Genomic DNA, 21873 nt, shown 5'->3' with positions numbered 1-21873 from the left:
ATCGAGGCGCGGGAGGCAATGGTGGTGCCTCGCAGGGGAAAAACAGTAACGAGTCGTCAGTTATCAGTTGGCAGTGATGAGTGAAGATTCGGCGCGCGAGTCCCTGCCCCGGTTCCTCGCGCAGCGCGCGCGGAACGCTTCGGACGGCCGGTTGGCGCTCGACGTGGCCGGAGGACTCATCGCGGTAGCCGCGGCGGCGACGGTAGCCCGCTCGTCCGCGAGCCTGCTCCTGGCAGCCGCCGGAACTTGCTTCGTCGCGTTCGGTCTCTGGGGGATCACCGACCGGGAGCTCGCCGAGCGCCGGGCAACAATCGGCCCCATTGGAGGCGGACTACTGCTTACGGCACGGGCAGCGGCGATGGTCCTGGGTGTGATCGGGGGCTTGGCGCTGCTATTTGGCTTCCTCGCGGTCATGCTCGGCACCTGGATCAGCTAAAAAGCGCCGCTTGCTGCGTGCGCGCGAGTACGGCGCGGGGAAAAGGATTGTGCGATTCCACTGACTGCTGATAGCTGATAGCTGATAGCTGCTTTTCCCCTGCGAGGCACCACCGTCGGCTCTGCCCGCCCTGATGCCGCGAGGACGCAGCACGCAGCACGCAGCACGCAGCACGCAGCGCTTTTCCATGCAATCCGGATAACATTCAGTAGATGGACTCGAACCAGCCTTCTCCCTCGGAATCGCAACGCGCCGCTATAGAAGCGGCCGTCGGCCCGATGCTCGTCCTCGCCGGCCCCGGCGCCGGCAAGACGTTCTGCCTGATCGCTCGCATCCAGTATCTGATCGAGACCCTCGGTATGGCCCCCGAGCGGATCTGCGCGTTCACCTTCACCAACAAGGCCGCCGGCGAGATCGCCTCGCGCCTCGAGCGCCAGCTCGGCGAGCGCGCCGAGCACATCAAGCGCGGCACCATTCACTCGTTCTGTGCTGAGCTCCTCCGCGAGCTGGGCTCCCACATCGATCTGGAGCCGGGGTTCGGGATCGTGGACGAGGATTACCAGCGCTCGGTGCTGCGGCGGCTCGAGGGCCACCGGCCCTGGCATCGCAGCGTGCTCACGCGCTTTTCGGCCCACCGGTTCCGCGGCGACGAGCTCCGGCGCAACGACCAGGAGCTGTACGACAAGTACCGCCGCTTTCTCGAGCAGCGCAACCTGCTCGACTTCGACATGCTCGTGCTCAGAACCGCCGAGCTGCTGCGCGACAAGGAAGCGGCGCAATTGATACGCTCGCGCTGGGACTGCGTGCTGGTAGACGAGTTCCAGGACCTCAATCGCATTCAGTACGGGATCATCCGCGAGCTGGCGCGCGAGCATCGCAACATCTTCGCCGTCGGCGACGACGAGCAGTCGATCTACTCCTGGGCCGGCGCCGACCCGGAAGTCTTCGTTCTGTTCCAGGAGGATTTCGGCGCCGCGCGCGCGGAGCTGGGGGAGAACCGCCGCTGCCCGCGCGAGGTCGTCACGCTCGCGCGCCGCCTGGTCACGATCAACACGCCGATCTTCCGCGACCGCGTGCATGCCGAAGGAGCTGATCGGGAGTCACCGTTCCCGGTGGTGGCCTGGTCGTTCCCCGACGACGACTCCGAGATCGCCTGGGTTTTGGAGGACGTGCGCCGGGATCGGGAGCAGCATTCGCTCCCCTGGGACGAGTTCGCCCTGCTCTACCGCACCAACGAGATGGGTAGCGCCGCCGAAGCGGCGTTCCTGTCCGCGGGGATTCCCTGCCGCCTCGCGCAGGGGCGCGCGCTCTCCGAAGACCCCGTGGTGGGCTACGTCATCGCCGCGCTGCGCGTCATTCTGCAGCCGGAGGACGAGATTCACCAGGAGAATTTCCTGCAGGTCGTGCTTCCCAAGGCGCTGTTCGACGACGTGCGCGCCCAGGCGGAGGAAACCGGCCGGGAGCTGGTGGACAAGCTCACCGAGCTGGCCCGCGCGCTGCCCCGGGACCACGGCGACGCGAAGAAGCTCTGGCGCGCGCATTACGCGCTCGAGAATCTCGCGGCGCTCGGCAGCAAGCACACCGAGCTGGGATCGCTCGTGGAGGAGCTGCTGTCGCAGCGTGTCGGCGAGTACCGGACCGTGCTGGAGGAGCACCACGACGAGTTGTCCGATCCCGCGGAGGATCCGGACGTCGTGCGCCTCGCCGGACGGCTCTCGGACGCGTTGGCGACGAGCCGGCCCGTGTGGCTCGCGCCGATGGGCGGCGCGGAGATCGCGCTCAAGGGAATGCTGCTTGCCATTGGACTGGTCGACGTGCGGTTCGGCGGCGCTCCTCCGGCGAACGCGGAGGTCGTTACGGCCGGCGCCGTCCCCGAGCTGGGCATCGCGCTCGGCACGTTCAAGGCGGCGCAGCTCATTCGCACCAGCGGATTCAGCAACCGGTTCCGCGACTTCACCGCCATCGATCTCGAGACGACCGACAAGGACATCGCGACCGCCGAGATCGTGGAGATCGCCGCGGTTCGCGTGCGGGACGGCAAGATCGTCGACGAGCTGGGGACGCTGGTGAAGCCAAGGGTGCCCATCACGGCGGGCGCGCGGCGCGCGCACGGAATCAGCGATGACGACGTCGCGGCCGCGTCGCACTTCGAGGAGGTGTGGCCGCGGTTCCGCGAGTTCTGCGGCGCCGACGTGCTGGTCGCGCATAACGGGTATCGGTTCGACTTCCCGGTACTGCGTCGGATGACCGCCGCGCTGGACGCGCCGCGGCTGTGCACGTACGACACGCTTCCGCTTGCGCGGGAGCTGCACCAGGGCAGCGCCAAGCTCCCCGACGTCGCGGGCCGCTACGGCATCGACACCGGCCAGTCGCACAGAGCGCTCGACGACACGCGTACGCTGGCGCGCGTCTTCCTCGCGCTGGGTGAAGGCAAGGTGGCGCGCGCGCGAAAGACCGCGCTGGTGAACCTCCTCGACCAGCTCGGCATCGCGCTCGCGCTCGCCGATCAGGAAACCCTCTGCGCCGAGGCGAAGCTCCTCCGGCGGCTTACGCCCTTCTACTCCCTGAGCAAGCGCAGCGACTGTCTGGAGCTGTATCGCGGGGAGCGCGAGCTCGCCGGCGACGACCGGCTTCCGCCCGTGGAGGACGTGATCGAGCTGCTGGGCGGCGAGAGCCGGATGGCCAAGATCCAGTCCGACAAGAGCGCCGAGGACCGCTATCCGGCGGCGATGAACCGCCTGCGGCCGCTCATCGAGCAGTTCGCCGACAAGCCGCTGCGCGAGCAGATCTCCAGCTTTCTCGAGCGGGTCGTTCTGTCCAGCCGCGACGTCGAGCTGAGCACCGGCCGCGTCAACCTGCTCACTCTCCATTCGACTAAAGGGCTGGAGTTCTCGCGCATCTACATCGTGGGCGTCGAGGATGCGCAGTTGCCTGGGGGACTGGGGAGAAACCCCGGGCCGAGCAAGCGCGAGATCGAGGAATCCCGCAGACTGCTGTACGTGGGGATGACGCGCACCAAGGACCGCCTGGTGCTCACGCGGGTGGACGTTCGCCGGGGAGCGCCGACGGGCGGCAAACGTTTCCTCGACGAGATGCAGGTCGTCCCCCGCCCCGCGATCTGAAAAGGCTTGACACACGCGGCGGGTGCAGGACATATTTAGACCGTTGGCTAATTATGTAAGTACGCCGCCCGTAACTCCGGACACCATGAACGACGTTTTCCGCGCGCTGGCCGATCCGACCCGGCGCGAGATCCTCGAGCTGCTGCGCAAGGGACCTCGCACGTCGGGCGAGATCGCCGAAGAGTTCTCCACCAGCTGGGCCACCGTGTCGCGCCACCTGAGCGTGCTGCGCGACGCCGACCTGATACTGGCGGAGCGCGACGGACAGCACATCGTGTACGAGCTCAACACCACCGTCTTCCACGAAGTCGTAGAGCACCTCGTCAAGTGGCTCAAGCCCGGGAAATGACCATGCGCAAATGGATTCCTTTCGTCGTCATCGTGCTGGCCTTCGGCGCCTCCGTCGCCGTCTACTCCCAGCTTCCGGACCGCGTCCCCTCGCACTGGAATCTCGCGGGCGAGGTGGACGGCTGGATGAGCCGCGAGTGGGGCGCGTTCATCATGCCGCTGATCCTCGTGGGCTTGCTGGCGATGTTCCACCTGCTGCCGAGGATCGACCCCAGGGGGCCCAACTATGCCAAGTTCAAGGGCACTTACGAGACGCTGATTCTCACCTCGATGGTATTCATTCTTGGCGTGCATCTGGTGATGCTCGCCGCCGCGCTCGGCAAGGACGTGTCGGTGAACCGCCTCATGCCCGCCGGCATCGGCCTACTGCTGATAGTGCTGGGCAACCTCATGCCGCGGACGAGGTCGAACTGGTTCGTGGGTATCCGCACGCCATGGACCCTGTCGAGCGACCGCGTGTGGGAGCGCACGCACCGGTTCGGCGGCCGGCTCTTCGTGGCGACGGGCGTGGTCATCGTGCTCGCCTCGTTGTTTTTCCCATCGATCTCGAACGCCGTGCTGGTCACGGGCGCCGTGTGTATCTCGGTCCTGGTGTTCGCTTACTCGTACGTCATCTGGCGCAACGATCCCGACGCCCGAAAAAACACCGCGAGCCGAGCATGACGGGGGGATAAGACTTAACTTCCGGGGTGTAGCGCCACCGCGACACTCACCCGGGAGTTGCCAGTGACAACGCTGATCGTGATCCTCGTCGTCGCCGCACTGCTCGTGTTCGGCGTCATCGCGCTGTACAACAAGCTCGTCGGCCTGCGGGTCCGCGCGCAGAACGCGTGGTCGGACATAGACGTGCAGCTCAAGCGGCGGGCCGACTTGATTCCCAATCTCGTGAACACGGTGAAGGGCTACGCCTCGCACGAGCGTGGAACGCTGGACGCGGTCACGCAGGCCCGCACGCGCGCGGTGGCCGCCCAGGGAGCCGGACCCGCGGAGCGCGCCGTCGCCGAGGCGCAGCTCACGTCCGCGCTCCGCGGGCTCAGCATCGCGGTGGAGGCGTATCCTGAGCTGCAGGCGTCGGGCGGGTTTCGCGATCTGCAGGCGCAGCTCACCACCATAGAGGAGTCGGTGCAGAGCTCGCGGCGGTACTACAACGCGGTCGTGCGGGATCTCAATACCTCCATCATGACGTTCCCGTCGAACATGCTCGCGGGGCCGATGGGGTTCCAGCCTCTCCAGTTCTTCGAGGCCGAGGCGGAGGACAAGGTCTTGCCTCAGGTGCAGTTCTAACGAACGCGGCCGGGAAAAGCGCTGCGTGCTACGTGCTGCGTGCTGCGTGCTGCGTGCTGCGTCCTCGCGGCATCGAGCCGAGAGTAGAGTGAGGCGCTGCGTTTCGGCTTGGGCGGCTGCACTGGTTGCGGCCGTGCTCCTCGCGTCCGTCCCGGGCGCGCAGGAGAGGTCCATCCGGCTCTCCGAGTTCGATGCAGTGCTGGAAGTCGGCGCCGACGGGGTCATGGATGTCACGGAGCGCCTGACTGTCGCCTTCAGCGGCCAGTGGAACGGAATCGTTCGCGAGCTCTCGCTGCGGCACAACACGGCCCAGGGCCGCGCGGTGCGGCTCGATCTCGACGTCGGCGAGATCACGGACGGCGCGGGAAGCCCTCTGCACGTGGAGCGCGAGAGCGGCGACGGGACACGCAAGCTGCGCATCTACGTGCCGGGCGCGGCAGACGCCGAGCGGCTGGTCGTCATCCGCTACCGCGTGTCGAACGCGATTCGTTTTTTCTACGATGACAGCGACGCGGGCGCACTGGACGAGCTATACTGGAACGTCACCGGCAATTTCTGGGACATGCCCATCGCGCGCGTCCGTGCCAGGGTGACGCTGCCGCCGGGTGTGCGCCCCACGCGGGCCGCGGTCTACACCGGCGGGCTCGGCTCGACGGCCGCAGAGGCCGACATAGATACGGCGGGCAGCGTAGTGACGTTCACGAGCAGGCGGGAGCTCCAGCCTTTCGAGGGAATGACGATCGGGGTGGGCTGGCCGGCAGGACACATCGCGTCGCGTCCCTCCGAGACGGAGTACGCGGCACGCGAAGTACTGCGCTGGTGGCCGGTTTTGCTTCCCTTCCTCGCCTTTTTTCTCGCCTTCAGGACGTGGCGCAAGCGCGGCCGTGATCCAGCGGAGCAGTCCATCGCCGTCACCTACGAGCCCGTCGGGAATCTGTCGCCCGCGGAGATCGGCACGCTCGTGGATCACCGGGCCGAAATGCACGACATCACGGCCACCCTCGTCGATCTCGCGGTGCGCGGGTTCGTCAGGATCGAGGAGCACAACGAGAAGAGGCTGCTCGGCCTCCTGACCGATACCGATTTCGAGTTCTTTCTGCTGCAGCCGCGCAGGACGTGGAGCGGGCTGACCAAACACGAGGAGCGGTATCTCGACGCGCTCTTCGCCGGCGCCGACTCCGTCAGGCTCTCGGACCTGCAGAACAAGTTCTACAAGTCGCTGCCGGAGATTCGCGAAGCCCTGTACGAGCAGCTGATCGAGCACGGGCATTACGTGCAGCGACCCGACACGGTCAAGAACAACTGGCTCGGCCTGGCCGGTCTCGTTCTCGTGATCGGCGGAGCGCTGGCGTTTTTCTCCGCGAGCCGCGGGTGGGAGTGGATCTCTCCCGTAGCGATGTTCGCCGCAGCGGCCGTAAGCGCGGTGATGCTGGCCGTGTTCGCCAACCTGATGCCCGCGCGGACGGAGTCCGGCGCGCGGGCGCGTGAGGCGTCGCTGGGCTTTCGCGAATTTCTGAATCGGGTCGAGAGCGACCGATACAGGCGGATGATCACGTCGCCCCAGATGTTCGAGCGGTTCCTGCCCTACGCGATGGCGTTCCAGGTGGAGGAGAAGTGGGCGCGAGCGTTCGAGGACATCTACCGCGAGCCGCCGAGCTGGTACACGGGAAGCAGGATGGGACATTTCAGCGCCGCCGACTTCTCGTCGAGAATGAGCAGCCTTTCGAGCGCGGCCAGCAGCACTATGTCGTCGAGCCCGAGCTCGTCCGGGTCGGGAGGCGGAGGGTCGAGCGGCGGCGGCAGCGGCGGCGGCGGTGGCAGCGGGTTCTAACGCGACAAACGACGACACCAGGAGAAACGATGAGCAAAATCATTGCGGTTGCGGGCGCGACGGGCGCGCAGGGTGGCGGCGTCGTGCGCGCGATTCTCGCCGATAGGAGCGGCGGATTCGCTGCGCGCGCGCTCACGAGAGATCCGGGCTCCGACAAGGCGAAAGCGCTCGCCGACCTCGGCGCGGAAGTGGTGCAGGCCGACCTGCACGATCCGGCCAGCGTCAGACGGGCATTCGAGGGCGCGTATGGCGCCTATTGCGTGACGTTCTTCTGGGCGCACATGTCCACCGAGGCGGAGCTGGCCGAGGCGCGCAGCATGGCGGAGGCCGCGAAGAGCGCCCGGCTGCAGCACGTGATATGGTCCACGCTCGAGGACACGCGAAAGCTCGTGCCGTTGAGCGACAACCGCATGCCCACGCTCATGGGCAAGTACAAGGTCCCCCACTTCGACGTGAAGGGGGAAGCGGATGCGCTGTTCGCGGCCAGCGGCGTGCCGGTGACGTATCTGGTCACGTCGTTCTACTGGGAGAACTTCATCTACTTCGGCATGAACCCCAAGAAAGGCGCCGATGGGAAGCTCACCCTCTCGCTCCCGATGGCCGGCGCGAAGCTCGCCGGAATCGCCGCGGAGGACATCGGCAAGACCGCGTACGCGATCTTCAAGAAGGGACCGGCCGCGACCGCCGGCAAGCGGATCGGAATCGCGGGAGAGCACCTGTCGGGCGCGGAGATCGCGGTGAAGATGTCCAAGGCGCTCGGGCAGGACGTCACATACACCGCCGTTCCGTTCGAGGTGTTCAGGAATCTTGGCTTCCCCGGCGCGGACGACCTCGGCAACATGTTCCAGGTCTACGCGGAGTTCGAGCAGCCGCTCGCGGACGCGCGTGACCTCGCGAAGACGCGAGCGCTCAATCCGGAGCTGCAGACGTTCGACCAGTGGCTGGCGCGCAACAAGGAGAAGATCCCGCTCGAATAGGCGGAGGCGCCACATGAGCGAGCTCAATCCCTCCGCAGCCGACGCGCGGTTCGTCGACAGCGTGCCGGAGATCTACGACTTGCATCTCGGGCCGCTGTTCTTTGGACAGTACGCGCGCGATCTGGCGACACGTTTGGCCGCGAGCGAGCGACCGGTCAGAAAGGTTCTGGAGATCGCGGCCGGCACCGGCATACTCACCGAGCAGCTCGCGCGGCTGCTGCCGGCGGAGGCAAGCATCGTCGCGACTGACCTGAATCCGCCGATGCTTGCCGTGGCTCAGAAGCGCTTGCAAGGTGAAGCTTCCGGCTCGCGCATCGAGTGGCGCGAGGCGGACGCGACGACTCTCCCTTTCTCCGACGGCTCTTTCGACGCCGTCGTCTGTCAGTTCGGCTGCATGTTCTTCCCGGACAAGCCGCGGGCAGCGAGCGAGACGCATCGCGTGCTCGCGCCGGGCGGCCGCTGGCTGTTCAACGTGTGGGGCAGCCTGGAAGAGAATCCCATTCCGCGCATCGCGCACGAGACGATCACCAGCTACTTCACCGACGACCCGCCCCAGTTTTACAAGGTGCCGTTCAGCATGCACGAGGAGGAGAGCACGCGCGAGCTGGTCGCGGGCGCGGGGTTCTCGGACGTCACCGTCATTCCGCTGCCATTCGCGGCCGAAGCGGCGTCGGCGCGGCACGCGGCGATCGGGCTGGTGCGGGGCAATCCCGTCCTGGCGGCGATCGAGGAGCGCGGCACGGTCGGCGCCGACGAGATCATCGAAGCCATCGCCGCGGCGCTCGCGCGCGAGCTGGGTGACGGGCCCCTGCGTGCGCCGATGCTGGCGTACGTCGTCTCAGGGCGGAAAGCGCCTGAATGAGGTAGGCAGTTGTGGAGTTTTGCCATTGCTTGCGACTTCGGATTGAGGACTTTGCGGCCTCAGGACCAACGGCCATTGCGGATCGGCGATTAAGTGAGGGCTGAGGATGAGCGGAACTCAGGGGGGGACGACGCGGCGAGACGCTTCTCTCCGCGGTCCTCATTTAATCGTCGATCGTCGATTGCGGTTAGTCCTGAGGCCGCAAAGTCCTTAATCCACAATCCGCAACCCTGCCAGGCGATCCCGTAGTCCTCGCCGTGGTTGCTCGACCCGCCCCAGAACGTGCCGTGCGCGCGGTCGAAGAAGATCGCGTTGTGACGGGAGCGGCGGTGGCGGCGGTTTTTTGAGGAGTTGCAGGAGCCTTACTGCACCGATCCGCCCGCCGCCGCAGCCCTCGCATTTCCATGCCGCTCATACCAGCTCATCATGTAGAGCTGCGTTCGCATCCAGTTCGACGGCTTTGATCCGGTGCCGTGATACTCGCCCTGGAAACGGAGTAGCTCGGACGGCACGCCGCGCATCTTGAGCGCGGCATAATACTCTTCGGTCTGCGACATCGGTGTTCGGAGATCGAGCTCCCCGGTCATCAGTAACGTCGGAGTTTTTACCCGGCCTACGTGCATCAGGGGCGACTGCTCGAGCCAGCGTGCGGGATCTTCCCAGAAAGGTTTTTCAAAGAAGTTGAACGTGAATAGCGGAATGTCCGTCTGCCCCGCCATGCTCAACCAGTTGGTCACGGGGCAGCGTACCGCGGCGGCGGCGAACCGGTCCGTGTGAGCGATTGCCCAGCTCGATAGCACGCCGCCGCCACTGCAGCCGCCCACGAACATTCGATTCGTATCGATGTACCCGCGCCTGACTAGCTCGTCGACGCCGGCCATGAGATCGTGATGGTCGACACTTGGATACGCGCGCTGAATCGCATTGCCGAACTCGGACCCATACCCCGTGCTGCCGCGCGGATTAGTGTAGATCACCACGTATCCGTGCGCTGCGAAGTTCTGGAACATGGGATTGAAGGCAACGCTGTACATCGCGTGCGGACCGCCGTGGATCTCCATGATCAACGGATACTTGCGCGATCCATCAAATCCGGGTGGCTTCACGATCCAACCCTGGATGCGCGTGCCGTCTTGCGATGGATACCACATTTCCTCGACTTCGCCGAGCCTGATGCCGCTGAGGAGGGTTCCGTTCACTCGCGTAAGCGGCGTCAGCTCGCCGGCGCGCCGCAAGTCGATCCGGACCACATCGGACGGGCTGTGGTAGCTGGCCGCGATCCCTGCGGCCGAACCGTTGCGCGCTAGCGATCCGAGGGTGAGCACATGCGTTCCGCGAGTGACCGGTCGAACCCCGCCGGCGAGCGAGGCGAAATGCACGTTGCGCGTACCGCGATCGTCGGCGGTGAAGTACACGCCGCTGCCATCGGGCGCCCAGTGTAGGCTCGACGCATCGCGGTCCAACCCACCCGAAAGCTTCCGCACGTCGCTCCCGTCCGCGTCCATCACATACACGTCGGATACGCGGTAACTGTATGACGCCGTCGGGGTGCCGACGAACGCAATCCTTCGGCCGTCCGGCGAAATTACCGGGGACTGCCATGCGCCCGTTTCGCGCGTAAGCCGCGTGATTGCACCGCTCGCGATATCCAGCGCGTAAATGTTGCCGCTGCGATACGTGCGCTGGCTCTCCGGTTCGCGGAAACCGTCAAAGAGAATGGTGCGACCGTCGGGAGACCAATCCCATCTGACACCCGATCCGTCGCCTTCCGCCGTGTAGCCGACACTCCATTCTCCGCGTGTTAGCTGGCGTATGGCGCCGCCGTCGGCGGAAACAGTGAAGAGATGGCGAAAGCCGGGCCGCAGGAACCCGCGCCGGTCGAACCGGTAGTGCAGCCTGTCAACGTGCCGGGGAGGCTCCGCCCACTTCGCACCCTGAGGCGCCGCGGGCAAATCGATCTTCCACGGCGCCTTCGCGGGCACGAACATACTGAAGCCGAGGTTGCGTCCATCGGGGGACCAGCGCAGGTCGCCGATCGACTCGGTCGCTCGCGTGACTTGCGAAGGCGCGCTCTCAACGTCCATCCACCGCACCCAAACTTGTGTCCCCCTGGGCTCCCCTTCCACCAAGTACGCGATCCGCGTCCCATCGGGCGACCATACTGCATTCGAGCCGCGCGTCAGGAACCGGTTGCGCGTGCCGTCGGCGTTCATGATCCAGAGCGCTGTCTTCCATTCGTCGTCCTGCTTGTCGACCCAGCGGCGTGTATAGACCAGTTGCGCTCCGCTCGGCGAGAGCTTGGCGTCGCTGACCGTCTCATAGTCGAGATACCTGGCGACGGTGAAAACGCTGTCGGAGGACGGCGCCTGCTGTGCGGGTGCTGGAGAAGCGACGAGCGTCACGGACGACGCGACGACTAGCAGAATGCAGGGGAGATGAGTCATCGGAAGGTCCATTTTTCGGGAAGGCCCGAGATCGTTAACGGGGAAAAATGCAGCGCGATTGATTACCACGCTATGCCGTAGTCCTCACCGTGGTTGCTCGACCCGCCCCACATGCTGCCGTGCTTGCGGTCGAACAGGATCGCGTTGATCGGGCCGGACGTGAGCCGCGCAAATTCCAGTGTGTAGCCCATCCGCGTCAGCTCGGTGCGCACGGAGTCGGGCGTCGACGTTGCGACGAGCATCCGCCCCGGCCGTGACTCGTGCGCGCCAAACGACGAGCGCATCTGGTAGCTGTTGATGTTCGCGGCCTCGCTCGCCTGCTGTACGGTCATGCCGAACTCGACGACGTTCAGGAAAAACTGCAGCAGGTTCTGGTCCTGCGAGTCCCCGCCCTGCACGGCGAACGACAGGTACGGCGCGCCGTCCTTGAGCGCCATCGTCGGTGTCAGTGTCACGCGCGGGCGCTTGCCCGGCTCGATCACGTTGTAAGGATTGTCCGCGGCGCGCGTGACGAACTGCTGCGCGCGCTGGCTGAGGCCGACGCCGGTCCGGCCCGCGATCACCGCCGGAATCCACCCGCCGCTCGGCGTGATCGAGACGACCCACCCTTCCGCGTCGGCAGCCTCGACCGTAGTCGTGCCGGCGTAGAAGCCGCGCATGAATGCGGCATCGTCGAGCGCGGTTCCGGGCGGCCGGTCCTGCCCGCCGCTCTTCGGCAACGTGTCGGGCGCGGGCGAGATCGTCCATCCCCTAAGCAGATCCGCGAACGGGTTCGTCCCGTTCTGGAACGGATACGGATCGCCCGGCTTCACGCCCGGATCGTTCCGCTCCCAGTTGATCTGGGAGAATCGCAGGCGCGCGTAGTCCTTGGACAGCAGCCCACGCACCGGCTCCTCCGGCGGGAAGTACGGATCGCCGTAGTAGAAATCGCGGTCGGCGTACGCGAGGTTCATCGCCTGGTAGATCGTGTGCATGTACCGCGGCGAGTTGTACACCATCGCCTTCACGTCCACGTTCTCCAGGATGTTGAGCGCCTGGAGCAGCACCGGCCCCTGCTGCCAGAAGGGGAGCTTGTACACGGTGATCCCCTTGTACGTCGTGCTGACGGGCTCCTCGAGGATCACGCGCCAGTCGGCGAGGTCGCGCATGGTGAACAGCCCGCCCTCCTCGCGCGTCCCGCGCACGATCTCCGCGGCGATGTCACCCTTGTAGAAGCGGTCGTACGCCGCGAGGATCGCCTCCCTGCGATTCTTCCCCGCGGCCCGCGCCTGCCGCTCGGCTTCGACCAGCTTGCGCAGCGTCGCCGCAAGATCCGCCTGCACGAATATCTCTCCGGCCTCCGGCGCCGCGCGCTCACGATTCGCGTGCGGGAGCATCACGGCGCGCGAATACTTCCACTGCGCGATCGTGTCGCGCATGCGATGGATCGAGTTCGCGGTCTGCGCCTCGATCGGGTAGCCGTCGGCGAGCTGAATCGCGGGCGCGAGAACTTCCTCGAGGGTCAGCTTGCCGTATTCGGCGAGCATTACCATCAGCCCGCCGGGAGTGCCGGGCGTGATCGCGGCGAGCGGACCGTACTCGGGCGGGTAGGTGAATCCTCTCGACCGGTAGTACTCCGCGGTTGCGCCCGTTGGCGCGACGCCGAGCGCGTTGATGCCGATGACCTTCTTCAGGCCGGGATGGTAGATGAGCGCCTGCGTCTCCCCGCCCCAATGCAGCACGTCCCACATCGTCGCGGTGGCGGCGAGCATGGCGCACGCGGCGTCCACGGCGTTGCCGCCCTTCTGGAAGATCATCGCGCCCGCGGTCGCGCCGAGCGGCTTGCCGGTGATGGCCATCCAGTGGCGGCCGTGCAACGGCGGCTTCATGGTGCGCTGGGCGAGCAGCGGCGAAGAGAGTGCGGCGAGTGAGACCGCCGCGGCGCAGAGCGAGAGGATTCTACGTGTTCTCATTGGTCGGTCCAAATTGAGAGGCGCTGCCTTGCGCGATGAAGTTAGCACGCAGCACGCAGCACGCAGCACGCAGCACGCAGCACGCAGCACGCAGCACGCAGCGCCTTACCTTGGCAGCTCCGACCTCTGCTTGACCAGCGACAGGTCCCGTACGGGCGCCTGCGTCGCCTCCGGCGGCCGCCCGTTGGTCATCGTGCACTGCCCTTCGAACAGCGCGCCCTCGGCGATGATCACCACGGGCGCGCTGACGTCGCCGTACACGCGACACTTTTCCTTCAGCTCGACGCGGTCCGACGCGACGACGTTGCCCACCACCTCGCCTGAGATCTGCACGATGCCCGCGCGGACGTTCGCGTTGACGACTCCTTTCTCACCGATGACCAGGTTGTCGTTGGAAACGATCTCGCCGTGGAGCCGGCCGTTGAGCACGACCGTGCCGGTGAAGCTGAGCTTGCCGTCGATCTCCGATCCTTCCTCGAGGTAGGTCGTCGGTCCGGCTTCCTTCACCTGCGGCTTGTCCTGCTTCCTCCAGGGCACTTACCGCCCTCCGCGATCAGCGCGAGCCGAACTGCTGCTGCGGTCCGGTGTTGCGCTTCTCGTCGATCGCGATGACGCGCTCGGCCTGCTCGTTCATCTTGGTGATGTTGCCGTTGAAGAAGCCGCCCTTCGAGATCACCAGCGAGTCCGTCTGGATGTTGCCGGTCACCCGTCCCATCTCGGCGATCTCGACGTTGCCGGTCGCGACCATGTTGCCCTCGTAGTGGCCCATGATGATCGCGTCGACCGTCTGCACGTTGGCGTTCACGACGCCCTTCTGGCCGATGACGAGCTTGCCGCCGACGTTCAGCTCGCCGCCGACCTCGCACTCGACCTGGATCGAGTCGGTGATGTCGAACTTGCCTTCCATGCGGGCGTGCTCGCCGACGACGGTGAGCAGAGTGATCGATACCGGCTTGCCGTTCTCGGGCGTGACGGCAGGCATGGCCTTGTGGGGGGTCTTCTTGTCCCGGAACATCAGCTTCTCCTTGCGGTGGCAGCACCGCCCAAATGAGCGAGTTCCCCGTGGCGGGGGGAGCCAGAAGTACGGCCGCGGAGAGCGGGTGTCAACCCTGGAGGGCAGCTACCTCGCGTGCCGGGCGCTTAACTACTCGTTTTTGGCGGTCGGCTGGTCCGGCACGACGGCGCCGCGGCTGGACGCGAGGAACTGGATCGGATCCACGGACCGCCCCCGCGTAAGGACCTCGAAGTGCACGTGCGGGCCCGTCGCCACGCCCGTGGCGCCGACCGTCGCGACCGCGGTACCCATCTCGACGCGGTCGCCTGCCTTCACCAGCGCCCGGCCACAGTGCGCCAGACGGGTGACTACGCCGCCCGAGTGCTCCAGCTCGACCGTGAGACCGTACCCAACGCGCCAGCCAACGTAGCGAACGCGGCCGGAAGCCGGCGCGACGATTCGCGTCCCGTGCGGCGCCGCGAGGTCGACTCCCTTGTGCGCGCGGAAGATGTCGAGGATCGGGTGCATGCGCGACGTGGCGAAGCGGCTGGAGATCCGGCCCGAGACCGGCATCACCATGTTGCGGGGAGGAAGGCGCGCGGCGCGCTCTTTCGCCACTATTGCCCCCAACGCGTCCACGCTGTCGAGCAGACCGACCACCAGCCGCTGCGACTCGGCCAGCTTGTCGGCGCTGGCGGCCGCGATGAACGTCGTCTCGCGAGTCCAGGTCGCCGCCGTTGCCACGGTAACGAAGAGCAGGCTTCCGAGCACACCGACGGTGCGCGCGCGAATGCTGAGCTGACGGGTGGGGGCGCCGGGACGCGGCGGGACGAGGATGAGCGTCCACGAGCGCCTGCGCTCGCGCCTCGGTGCTTTTCTCAAACGCGGGCCCTGACGGGCTGCGCCGGCGTCTGCGCGAGCTCCAGCCGGCGCGACGCACCGGGCGTAGCCGTGGACACCGGCGCGGCGCCGATCGAAACCTGGCCGTGCAGCATCGCCCCTTCGCGCAGCAGCATGTTGTTGGCGCGGATCTCTCCGTGCACCGCGGCGCCCGGCTCGATCTCGACGCGGCCGGTCGCGTGCACGTTGCCGTGTATCGTGCCGGCGACGATCACGTCGCCCGCCTCGACGTCGCCGATGACACCGCCGCCCGACCCGACGATGAGCATTCCGGCGCGATGCACGCCGCCCTCCACATGGCCGTCCACCCGGATCGTGCCGTCGGTGTCGATCTCGCCTCGCAGAGTGAGGCGGTCATCGATGATCGAGAGTCCCGGGGGACGCTTTTGCGCACGCGCACCAAAAAGCTTCATTGTCTGCCGTCCTCCACGTAAAACCGCTTCGCGTGAGTCACCAGCTTGGGTCACGGAGCCGGTCTTCGCCAGCCCCCACGCGCCTTGTGTGCCGAAGACGTTTTTTTACGGAATAGGCAACAGTTTTTCGTGGACAAACGGACGAATCAGCTGGCGGCGCTGCCAAGAAATGTGATGCATGCCGGGCACTCGCATCGTGTTAACGCGCTGTCTGCGCGATCGCGCGCTCGAACCGTACGAACGAGGCTTCGAGACCGCCCATTAACCGTGTTTTCGTGAACTCGTCGGCAAACGAGTGGCGCAGCGACGCCCGGGCCATCGCCTTGAGCTGGGGATAGCCCGGCAACTGCTCCTGCACCGCGCGAACGTATTCCATTGTCATCTCCGACCTCGCGACACCCTCGTCGTCGGTGGACAGCGCGACCGGTACTCCGGCCCTCAGGTACGCGCGCAGAGGATGATCCCTGCCCTTCACGCCAAGGATCACGTCATTGCTGGTGAGGTTGATCTCCACGAGTACGCCGCGCCGCGCCATTTCCGCGAGCAGCTCGTACGGCCGGTCCTCGTGCATCACCGACACGCCGTGCCCGATCCGCGACGCGCCGGCTATCTCGACGGCTTCGCGCACGTGAAAGCGCAGTCCTTCCGGGGGAACGAGCCCGCTCGCCAGCTCGCCCGCGTGGAGCGAGACCCGGACTCCCGGATACAGCGGCGGCGATAATGCGCGGCATCGATCCGAGTCGCGAGATGCTCAAGCGCGCGCCCGCTCCGGCAGTAGCTGATTCACTTTCCTGGGATCGGCGCGCCCCTTCGATTTCTTCATGACGAGTCCCACGAGCACGCCCTGCAGCTTCGTCTCGCCGCTCCGATAGCGCGCGGCTTCGGCCGGATTTTCCAGCAGCACCTCGTCGATCCACCCCACCAGGGCAGCGTCGTCGCCGACCTTCTGGAGTCCTTCTTCCGCGGCAACCTGCGCGGCGGGCTTGCCGGTCTCCACCATGCGTGCGAAGACGCGCTTCGCGGCCGTATGACTGACCACCTCCTCGCGCACCATCCGCAGCAGCTCAGCCAGATCGGCGGGACGCACCGGGAATTCGTCGATCGGCACTCCGGCGGCGTTCACCGCGGCCGACACCTCGCCCATCACCCAGTTGAGCGCGGCCTTCGGGTCGAGCGACGCGCGAGCGACCGCCTCGAAGTACTCGCTCATCCCCGCGCTCGCGGTGAGCAGCTCGGCGTCGGCGGCGGAGATCTCGTAGTCCTCGATCATGCGCTTGCGCCGGGCGTCGGGCAGCTCGGGAATCGCGCGACCGACGCGCGCCACCCATTCCATGTCCAGCACCAGCGGCGGCAGATCCGGCTCGGGGAAGTAGCGATAGTCGTGGCTCTCCTCCTTGCTCCGGGCCGGGCGGGTCTCGCCCTTCGCGCCGTCCCACAGCATCGTCTGCTGCGTCACCGTGCCGCCGCTCTCGAGGAGCGCTACCTGGCGCGCGAACTCGGCGTCGAGCGCACGCTCCACCGCCGAGAACGAGTTCATGTTCTTGACCTCGGTCTTCGTGCCCAGCTCCGTTGTCCCGCGGATGCGCGCGCTCACGTTGGCGTCGACGCGCAGACTTCCCGCTTCCATGCTGACGTCGCTGACCCCGGAGTAGCTGAGTATCTGCTTGAGCAGCCGCAGGTACGCGCCCGCGTCAGCCGCGGACCGCATGTCGGGCTCGCTCACGATCTCGATTAGCGGCACGCCGGCGCGGTTCAGGTCTATCGCGGTGGCGCCGGCATACCTGTCGTGCACCGACTTGCCCGCGTCCTCCTCCATGTGCACGCGCGTGATTCCGACCCGCACCGGCGTCCCGTCGTCCAGCTCCCCGATCGTCAGCCACCCCTTCTCCGCAAGCGGGCGATCGTACTGCGAGATCTGGTAGCCCTTGGGAAGATCCGGATAGAAGTAGTTCTTGCGCGCGAAAACCGATGTCGCGTTGACCTTGCAGTCCAGCGCGAGCGCCGCGCCCACCGCGAGCTCCACCGCGTGCTGGTTGAGCACGGGAAGCGCGCCCGGCAGCGCCAGGCAGACGGGACACACGTTGGTGTTGGGCGGCGCGCCGAAATCCGCGGAGCAGCCGCAGAAGGCCTTGGTGCGCGTCTTGAGCTGCACGTGCACTTCCAGGCCGACGACCATCTCGTAGTCCGCGCTCGCGGCCGCGCTCATGCGCTCTTCTCTCCGGGGAGGAGCTCGCCGGCCAGCGCGCGCTCGAGCCCGAACGCGGCGCGGAACATCACCGACTCGGCGAAGTGCGGAGCGATGATCTGTCCGCCGACGGGAAGGCCCCTCGCGCCGCCGATCGGAATCGACATCGCGGGAACGCCGGCGAGGTTGGCGGACGCGGTGAAGATGTCGCTCAGGTACATCTCGTACGGGTCCTTCACCGCGCCCAGCTCGAACGCCGGCGTAGGCGTGGTCGGCGTAAACAGCACGTCCACCCCGCTCGCGAACACGTCCCGGAAGTCCTGCGCGATGAGCGCGCGCACCGACTGCGCCTTCTTATAGTATGCGTCGTAGTAGCCGGCCGAGAGCACGTACGTGCCCAGCAGGATGCGCCGCGTCACCTCGGGGCCGAAGCCGCGCGCGCGCGTCGCCTCGTACATCCCGGTGAGGCCGCGCTCCGACGGAACGCGCAGACCGTACCTGACGCCGTCGAAGCGCGCGAGGTTGGACGACGCTTCCGCCGGCGCGACGATGTAGTACACGGGAATCGAGTACGCCGTGTTCGGCAGCGACACCTCGCGCACTTTCGCGCCCAGCTCGCGATACGCCTCCAGCGCGCGCTCGCATTCCTGCGCGATGCGCGGGTTGAGACCCTCGGGGAAATACTCGCGCGGCTTTCCGATCACGAGCCCCTTCAGTCCGGCGTTCTTCTCCAGCTCGTACCTCGGCACCGGGACGTCGGCGCTGGTGGAGTCGAACTGGTCGCAGCCCGCGATCACCTCGAGTCCGATCGCCGCGTCCTCCACGGTGCGGGCCAGCACTCCGACCTGGTCGAGCGAGGAGCCGAAAGCGACGAGCCCGTACCTGCTCACTCGCCCGTACGTCGGCTTCACGCCGACGATGCCGCAGAACGACGCCGGCTGCCGCACCGATCCGCCGGTCTCGGAGCCCAGCGCGAGCCGGACTATTCCGCCGGCAACCGCGGCGGCCGAGCCCCCGGACGAGCCGCCCGGCACCCGCCGGATGTCCACGGGATTCCTGGTCGGGCCGTAGGCGCTGTTCTCGGTGGACGAGCCCATCGCGAACTCGTCCATGTTGGTCTTGCCGATGATCACCGCGCCGTTGGCGCGCAGCCGGCGCACGACCGTCGCCTCGAACGGGCTGACGTAGCCCTCGAGAATCCGCGAGCCGCAGGTAGTGGGCATGTTCAGCGTCGCGATGTTGTCCTTCACCGCCACGGGAACGCCCGCGAGATTGCCCGGCGCTTCCGCGCGCCCGATGAGCGCGGTCAGCTCCTGCGCGTGCCCGGTCGCGCGGTCGCGATCAGTGGCGAGAAATACGTTGAGCGATTCGCCGCCGGCGCCGATGTCGTCCGCGCGGTCGAAGGCGGCGCTCACCAGATCGGACGGGAGCGCCGCGCCTTCGCGAACGCTGGCGACGCATTCGGTGAGCGGCCGCGACAGCAGCTTCGCGGCCGAGGCCGGCGCGCGCGGTGGAGGTGACTTCACGGGGTGCGCTCGGACGATCCCTCGTGGGTGGCCAGCCGCGGTACGATAATAAATCCATCGCGCATCTCGGGCGCGAAGGTCGCGGGCGCGTGCACGAGTGCATCCGCCGGGCCGTGATCGGCACGGAGACGCTGGCCTCCCGAGCTGAGCCCCTCGGCGGGAAGAATGCGCTCCGTATTCACCTTGGCGAGCTGTTCCATGTGCCCGAGAATCAAATTCAGCTCGCGCGCGAGCGCCTCGAGCCTGCCTTCGTCGACCGCGAGGTTCGCCAGCTTCGCGACCTTCAGGACGTCCTGCCGCGTGACGGCCATCAGCCCAGTCCCCTCTCGAGAGTGGTGTACGCCAGCTTGATCGTCTTCCGGCCGACATTCTCGTCGTCGAAGTCGATTACCGCTTTGACGTCGCGCCCGACGCCGGTGATCTCGGCGATGGTACCGCCGCCGAACAGCTTGTGCTTGATCCGCTCGCCGCGCACGTACTGCGCCTCGTCCTGCGACGCGTCGATGTCGGGATCGCGCGCGGGCTTCCGCCACTCGGGGGTGCCGTGGTTCCGTCGCTGGGCGCGCTCGCCCCACGTCGCGCGCGACGGCGCGTCCACGAACATCGACCGCCGGCCGAGCGAGCGGAGCTTGATCGTCTTGCGCTCCTCCAGCATCCCCGCCGGAATCTCCTTGAGGAAGCGCGAGCGCATCGACGGCATCGTCTCGCCGTTCCGTCGCCGCGTCTCGGCGTGCGTGAGGTACAGCTTCTTCTCCGCCCGGGTCACGCCCACGTAGAACAGGCGGCGCTCCTCCTCCAGCAGCGCGGGCTCGTCGATCGACTGGCCGAGGGGAAACAGGCCGTCCTCGAGCCCGGCGACGATCACCAGCGGGAACTCCAGGCCCTTGGCGTTGTGCAGCGTCATGAGCGTGACCGCGTCGGCCGAGGAGTCGAGCACGTCCACGCCCGCGATCAGCATCGCGCGCTGGAGGAAATGGTCCAGCGGCGTCAATCCAACCTCGCCGCCCTCCTCGATGACGAGCTCGGCGGCGCCGTTGATCAGCGCGTTGACGTTGTCGCTCCTGTCCCGCGCCGATTCCGGACCCTCGGCCTGGAGGTACGCGCCATACTGGATCGCGTCGATGATGTCGCGCAGCAGCTCGTCCACGCTCGCGTCCGCCGCCATGATGCGGAACGTACCGATCATGCCGGCGAACTCCGCCAGCGCCTTTCTCGCCGCGGAGCGGAGCGCGTCGACCAGATCCGCGCGGCGGGCCGCCTCGAGCATTGGCAGTCCCGCCTTGCGCGCGATCTCGGAGAGCATGTCGATGCTGGTCTCGCCCAGCCCCCGCTTCGGGACGGAGATCGCGCGACGGAATGCCTCGTCGTCCCAGGGGTTGGCGATGAGCTTGAGGTAGCTCACGAGATCGCGGATCTCGCGCCGGTCGTAGAAGCGGACGCTGCCCACGAGACGGTACGGCAGCGCGTGCCGGCGGAACGAGTCCTCCAGCGCGCGGCTCTGCGAGTTGGTGCGATACAGCACGGCGGCGTCGCTCAACGCTATTCCCTCGCGATTCTGCCGCGCCTTGATCTCCTCCACGATCCACTCGGCCTCGTCGCGCTCGTCCAGCGTCGCTACCTCGGTCACCGGCTCCCCGCCCGGGAGCGTGGCGCGCAGCGTCTTCCCCTTGCGCCCGACGTTGGCGCTGATCGCGGCGTTCGCGACCGCCAGGATGTCGGGCGTCGAGCGGTAATTCTCCTCCAGCCGCACGACCCGCGCGGAAGGAAAGTGCCGCTCGAAGTCGAGGATGTTGCGGATGTCCGCGCCGCGCCACCCATAGATGGACTGATCGTCGTCGCCCACGACCATCACGTTCGTGTGCGAGTGCGCGAGCGAGCGGATGAACTGGTATTGCGCGCGGTTCGTGTCCTGGTACTCGTCCACCAGCACGAAGCGGAAGTGCTCCGAGTACCTGTCGCGGATGCCGGGGTGGTCGCGGAAGATGCGCACCGGCAGAACGAGGAGGTCGTCGAAGCTCACCGCGTTGCCGGCGCGCAGCTCGGGCTCGAGCTCGGCGAACACCGCCGCGGCCGCGCGCGTGATCGGATCGAACGCCGAGGCGGCCAGCTCCTCGGGGGTGCTCAGCGAGTTCTTCGCGTCGGAGATCTTGCTGGCTATCGCCTTGGGAGCGACGTCCTTCGGGGAGATCCGCAGCCGCTCCATGATGCGCTTGACCACGCCGAGCGTGTCGGTCTCGTCGTAGATGGTGTAGTTGGGCGTGCGTCCCACGCGGTCCGCGTGGCGCCGCAGCATGCGCGCGCCGATCGAGTGGAACGTGCCCGACCACATGCCGCGCGGCTCTTCGCCGAGCAGCCGGCCGATGCGCTCGCGCATCTCGCCCGCGGCCTTGTTGGTGAACGTCACCGTCAGGATGCGCGACGGATCGACGCCGTGGTGCTCGATGAGATTGGCGACGCGCGCGGTGAGCACTCTGGTCTTCCCCGAGCCGGCGCCGGCGAGCACGAGGATCGGGCCCTCGAAATGCGCGACCGCTTCCCTTTGGGCGGGGTTCAATCCGGTGGAGACATCAACGGTCGCGAGAGGAGACATCGATCAAAG

Annotated in this window: 19 protein-coding genes; 8 read left to right on the top strand and 11 right to left on the bottom strand. The window is 66.9% G+C overall.

Translation table 11 applies throughout. From position 1 onward, the window contains the following. Positions 1–76 precede the first annotated feature (76 nt). From WEA80_03800 to WEA80_03765, 8 genes are all read left to right on the top strand, one after another. A complete protein-coding gene (locus tag WEA80_03800) occupies positions 77–436 on the top strand; it encodes a hypothetical protein (GenBank protein ID MEX1185692.1) in 360 nt (119 codons plus the stop codon). A gap of 212 nt (positions 437–648) precedes the next feature. Further along, the gene (locus WEA80_03795; protein MEX1185691.1) at positions 649–3558 is read left to right on the top strand and encodes a UvrD-helicase domain-containing protein; all 2910 of its coding nucleotides are present in this window, start codon (positions 649–651) and stop codon (positions 3556–3558) included. Positions 3559–3643: 85 nt separating this feature from the next. Beyond that, positions 3644–3907: an autorepressor SdpR family transcription factor gene (locus WEA80_03790; protein MEX1185690.1), complete on the top strand. Its 264-nt coding sequence runs from the start codon at positions 3644–3646 to the stop codon at positions 3905–3907. A gap of 2 nt (positions 3908–3909) precedes the next feature. After that, entirely contained in the window at positions 3910–4569 is a 660-nt protein-coding gene (locus tag WEA80_03785) for a DUF1648 domain-containing protein (protein MEX1185689.1), read from the top strand. A 63-nt stretch (positions 4570–4632) separates the two neighbouring features. Beyond that, positions 4633–5190: a LemA family protein gene (locus WEA80_03780; protein ID MEX1185688.1), complete on the top strand. Its 558-nt coding sequence runs from the start codon at positions 4633–4635 to the stop codon at positions 5188–5190. Positions 5191–5323: 133 nt separating this feature from the next. Continuing rightward, positions 5324–7021: a DUF2207 domain-containing protein gene (locus WEA80_03775; protein ID MEX1185687.1), complete on the top strand. Its 1698-nt coding sequence runs from the start codon at positions 5324–5326 to the stop codon at positions 7019–7021. Between the two features lie 29 nt (positions 7022–7050). Next, positions 7051–7998 (top strand): NmrA/HSCARG family protein, encoded by a 948-nt coding sequence (locus WEA80_03770; protein ID MEX1185686.1) that lies wholly within the window; start codon positions 7051–7053, stop codon positions 7996–7998. Between the two features lie 13 nt (positions 7999–8011). Continuing rightward, positions 8012–8860: a methyltransferase domain-containing protein gene (locus WEA80_03765; protein MEX1185685.1), complete on the top strand. Its 849-nt coding sequence runs from the start codon at positions 8012–8014 to the stop codon at positions 8858–8860. A gap of 362 nt (positions 8861–9222) precedes the next feature. On the opposite strand, the gene WEA80_03760 is transcribed toward WEA80_03765, so the two are convergent. From WEA80_03760 to WEA80_03710, 11 genes are all read right to left on the bottom strand, one after another. After that, positions 9223–11304 (bottom strand): S9 family peptidase, encoded by a 2082-nt coding sequence (locus WEA80_03760; GenBank protein MEX1185684.1) that lies wholly within the window; start codon positions 11302–11304, stop codon positions 9223–9225. 62 nt (positions 11305–11366) lie between these two features. Then, the gene (locus tag WEA80_03755; GenBank protein MEX1185683.1) at positions 11367–13256 is read right to left on the bottom strand and encodes a gamma-glutamyltransferase; all 1890 of its coding nucleotides are present in this window, start codon (positions 13254–13256) and stop codon (positions 11367–11369) included. A 105-nt stretch (positions 13257–13361) separates the two neighbouring features. Next, positions 13362–13793: a polymer-forming cytoskeletal protein gene (locus WEA80_03750; GenBank protein MEX1185682.1), complete on the bottom strand. Its 432-nt coding sequence runs from the start codon at positions 13791–13793 to the stop codon at positions 13362–13364. Positions 13794–13809: 16 nt separating this feature from the next. Then, positions 13810–14271, bottom strand: a complete 462-nt coding sequence (locus WEA80_03745; protein MEX1185681.1) for a polymer-forming cytoskeletal protein — start codon at positions 14269–14271, stop codon at positions 13810–13812. 129 nt (positions 14272–14400) lie between these two features. Next, positions 14401–15132, bottom strand: a complete 732-nt coding sequence (locus WEA80_03740) for a M23 family metallopeptidase (protein MEX1185680.1) — start codon at positions 15130–15132, stop codon at positions 14401–14403. Continuing rightward, positions 15129–15563, bottom strand: coding sequence for a polymer-forming cytoskeletal protein (locus WEA80_03735; GenBank protein ID MEX1185679.1), 435 nt, complete (start codon positions 15561–15563; stop codon positions 15129–15131). The genes WEA80_03740 and WEA80_03735 overlap by 4 nt, the downstream gene beginning before the upstream one ends. 199 nt (positions 15564–15762) lie before the next feature. Further along, complete coding sequence (locus tag WEA80_03730; GenBank protein MEX1185678.1) at positions 15763–16272, bottom strand: hypothetical protein; 510 nt, start codon at positions 16270–16272, stop codon at positions 15763–15765. Between the two features lie 42 nt (positions 16273–16314). Next, complete coding sequence (gatB, locus tag WEA80_03725; protein MEX1185677.1) at positions 16315–17769, bottom strand: Asp-tRNA(Asn)/Glu-tRNA(Gln) amidotransferase subunit GatB; 1455 nt, start codon at positions 17767–17769, stop codon at positions 16315–16317. After that, positions 17766–19274: an Asp-tRNA(Asn)/Glu-tRNA(Gln) amidotransferase subunit GatA gene (gatA, locus tag WEA80_03720; protein ID MEX1185676.1), complete on the bottom strand. Its 1509-nt coding sequence runs from the start codon at positions 19272–19274 to the stop codon at positions 17766–17768. Before gatA ends, gatB begins: the two co-directional genes overlap by 4 nt. After that, a complete protein-coding gene (gene gatC / locus WEA80_03715) occupies positions 19271–19585 on the bottom strand; it encodes an Asp-tRNA(Asn)/Glu-tRNA(Gln) amidotransferase subunit GatC (protein MEX1185675.1) in 315 nt (104 codons plus the stop codon). The genes gatA and gatC overlap by 4 nt, the downstream gene beginning before the upstream one ends. Next, positions 19585–21864, bottom strand: a complete 2280-nt coding sequence (locus WEA80_03710; GenBank protein ID MEX1185674.1) for a UvrD-helicase domain-containing protein — start codon at positions 21862–21864, stop codon at positions 19585–19587. Before WEA80_03710 ends, gatC begins: the two co-directional genes overlap by 1 nt. Between the last annotated feature and the right edge of the window lie 9 nt (positions 21865–21873).

This window comes from Gemmatimonadaceae bacterium (genome assembly GCA_040882285.1).
GTDB lineage: Bacteria > Gemmatimonadota > Gemmatimonadetes > Gemmatimonadales > Gemmatimonadaceae > JACDCY01.
This window is presented reverse-complemented; position numbering and strand designations above follow the sequence as displayed.

Coding starts and splice junctions, on each gene's coding strand:
- WEA80_03745 (MEX1185681.1), bottom strand. CDS start 14,271: ATGTTCCGGGACAAGAAGACCCCCCACAAGGCCATGCCTGCCGTCACG.
- WEA80_03755 (MEX1185683.1), bottom strand. CDS start 13,256: ATGAGAACACGTAGAATCCTCTCGCTCTGCGCCGCGGCGGTCTCACTC.
- WEA80_03735 (MEX1185679.1), bottom strand. CDS start 15,563: ATGAAGCTTTTTGGTGCGCGTGCGCAAAAGCGTCCCCCGGGACTCTCG.
- WEA80_03790 (MEX1185690.1), top strand. CDS start 3,644: ATGAACGACGTTTTCCGCGCGCTGGCCGATCCGACCCGGCGCGAGATC.
- WEA80_03765 (MEX1185685.1), top strand. CDS start 8,012: ATGAGCGAGCTCAATCCCTCCGCAGCCGACGCGCGGTTCGTCGACAGC.
- WEA80_03795 (MEX1185691.1), top strand. CDS start 649: ATGGACTCGAACCAGCCTTCTCCCTCGGAATCGCAACGCGCCGCTATA.
- WEA80_03800 (MEX1185692.1), top strand. CDS start 77: ATGAGTGAAGATTCGGCGCGCGAGTCCCTGCCCCGGTTCCTCGCGCAG.
- gatC (MEX1185675.1), bottom strand. CDS start 19,585: ATGGCCGTCACGCGGCAGGACGTCCTGAAGGTCGCGAAGCTGGCGAAC.
- WEA80_03760 (MEX1185684.1), bottom strand. CDS start 11,304: ATGACTCATCTCCCCTGCATTCTGCTAGTCGTCGCGTCGTCCGTGACG.
- WEA80_03710 (MEX1185674.1), bottom strand. CDS start 21,864: ATGTCTCCTCTCGCGACCGTTGATGTCTCCACCGGATTGAACCCCGCC.
- WEA80_03785 (MEX1185689.1), top strand. CDS start 3,910: ATGCGCAAATGGATTCCTTTCGTCGTCATCGTGCTGGCCTTCGGCGCC.
- WEA80_03770 (MEX1185686.1), top strand. CDS start 7,051: ATGAGCAAAATCATTGCGGTTGCGGGCGCGACGGGCGCGCAGGGTGGC.
- gatB (MEX1185677.1), bottom strand. CDS start 17,769: ATGAGCGCGGCCGCGAGCGCGGACTACGAGATGGTCGTCGGCCTGGAA.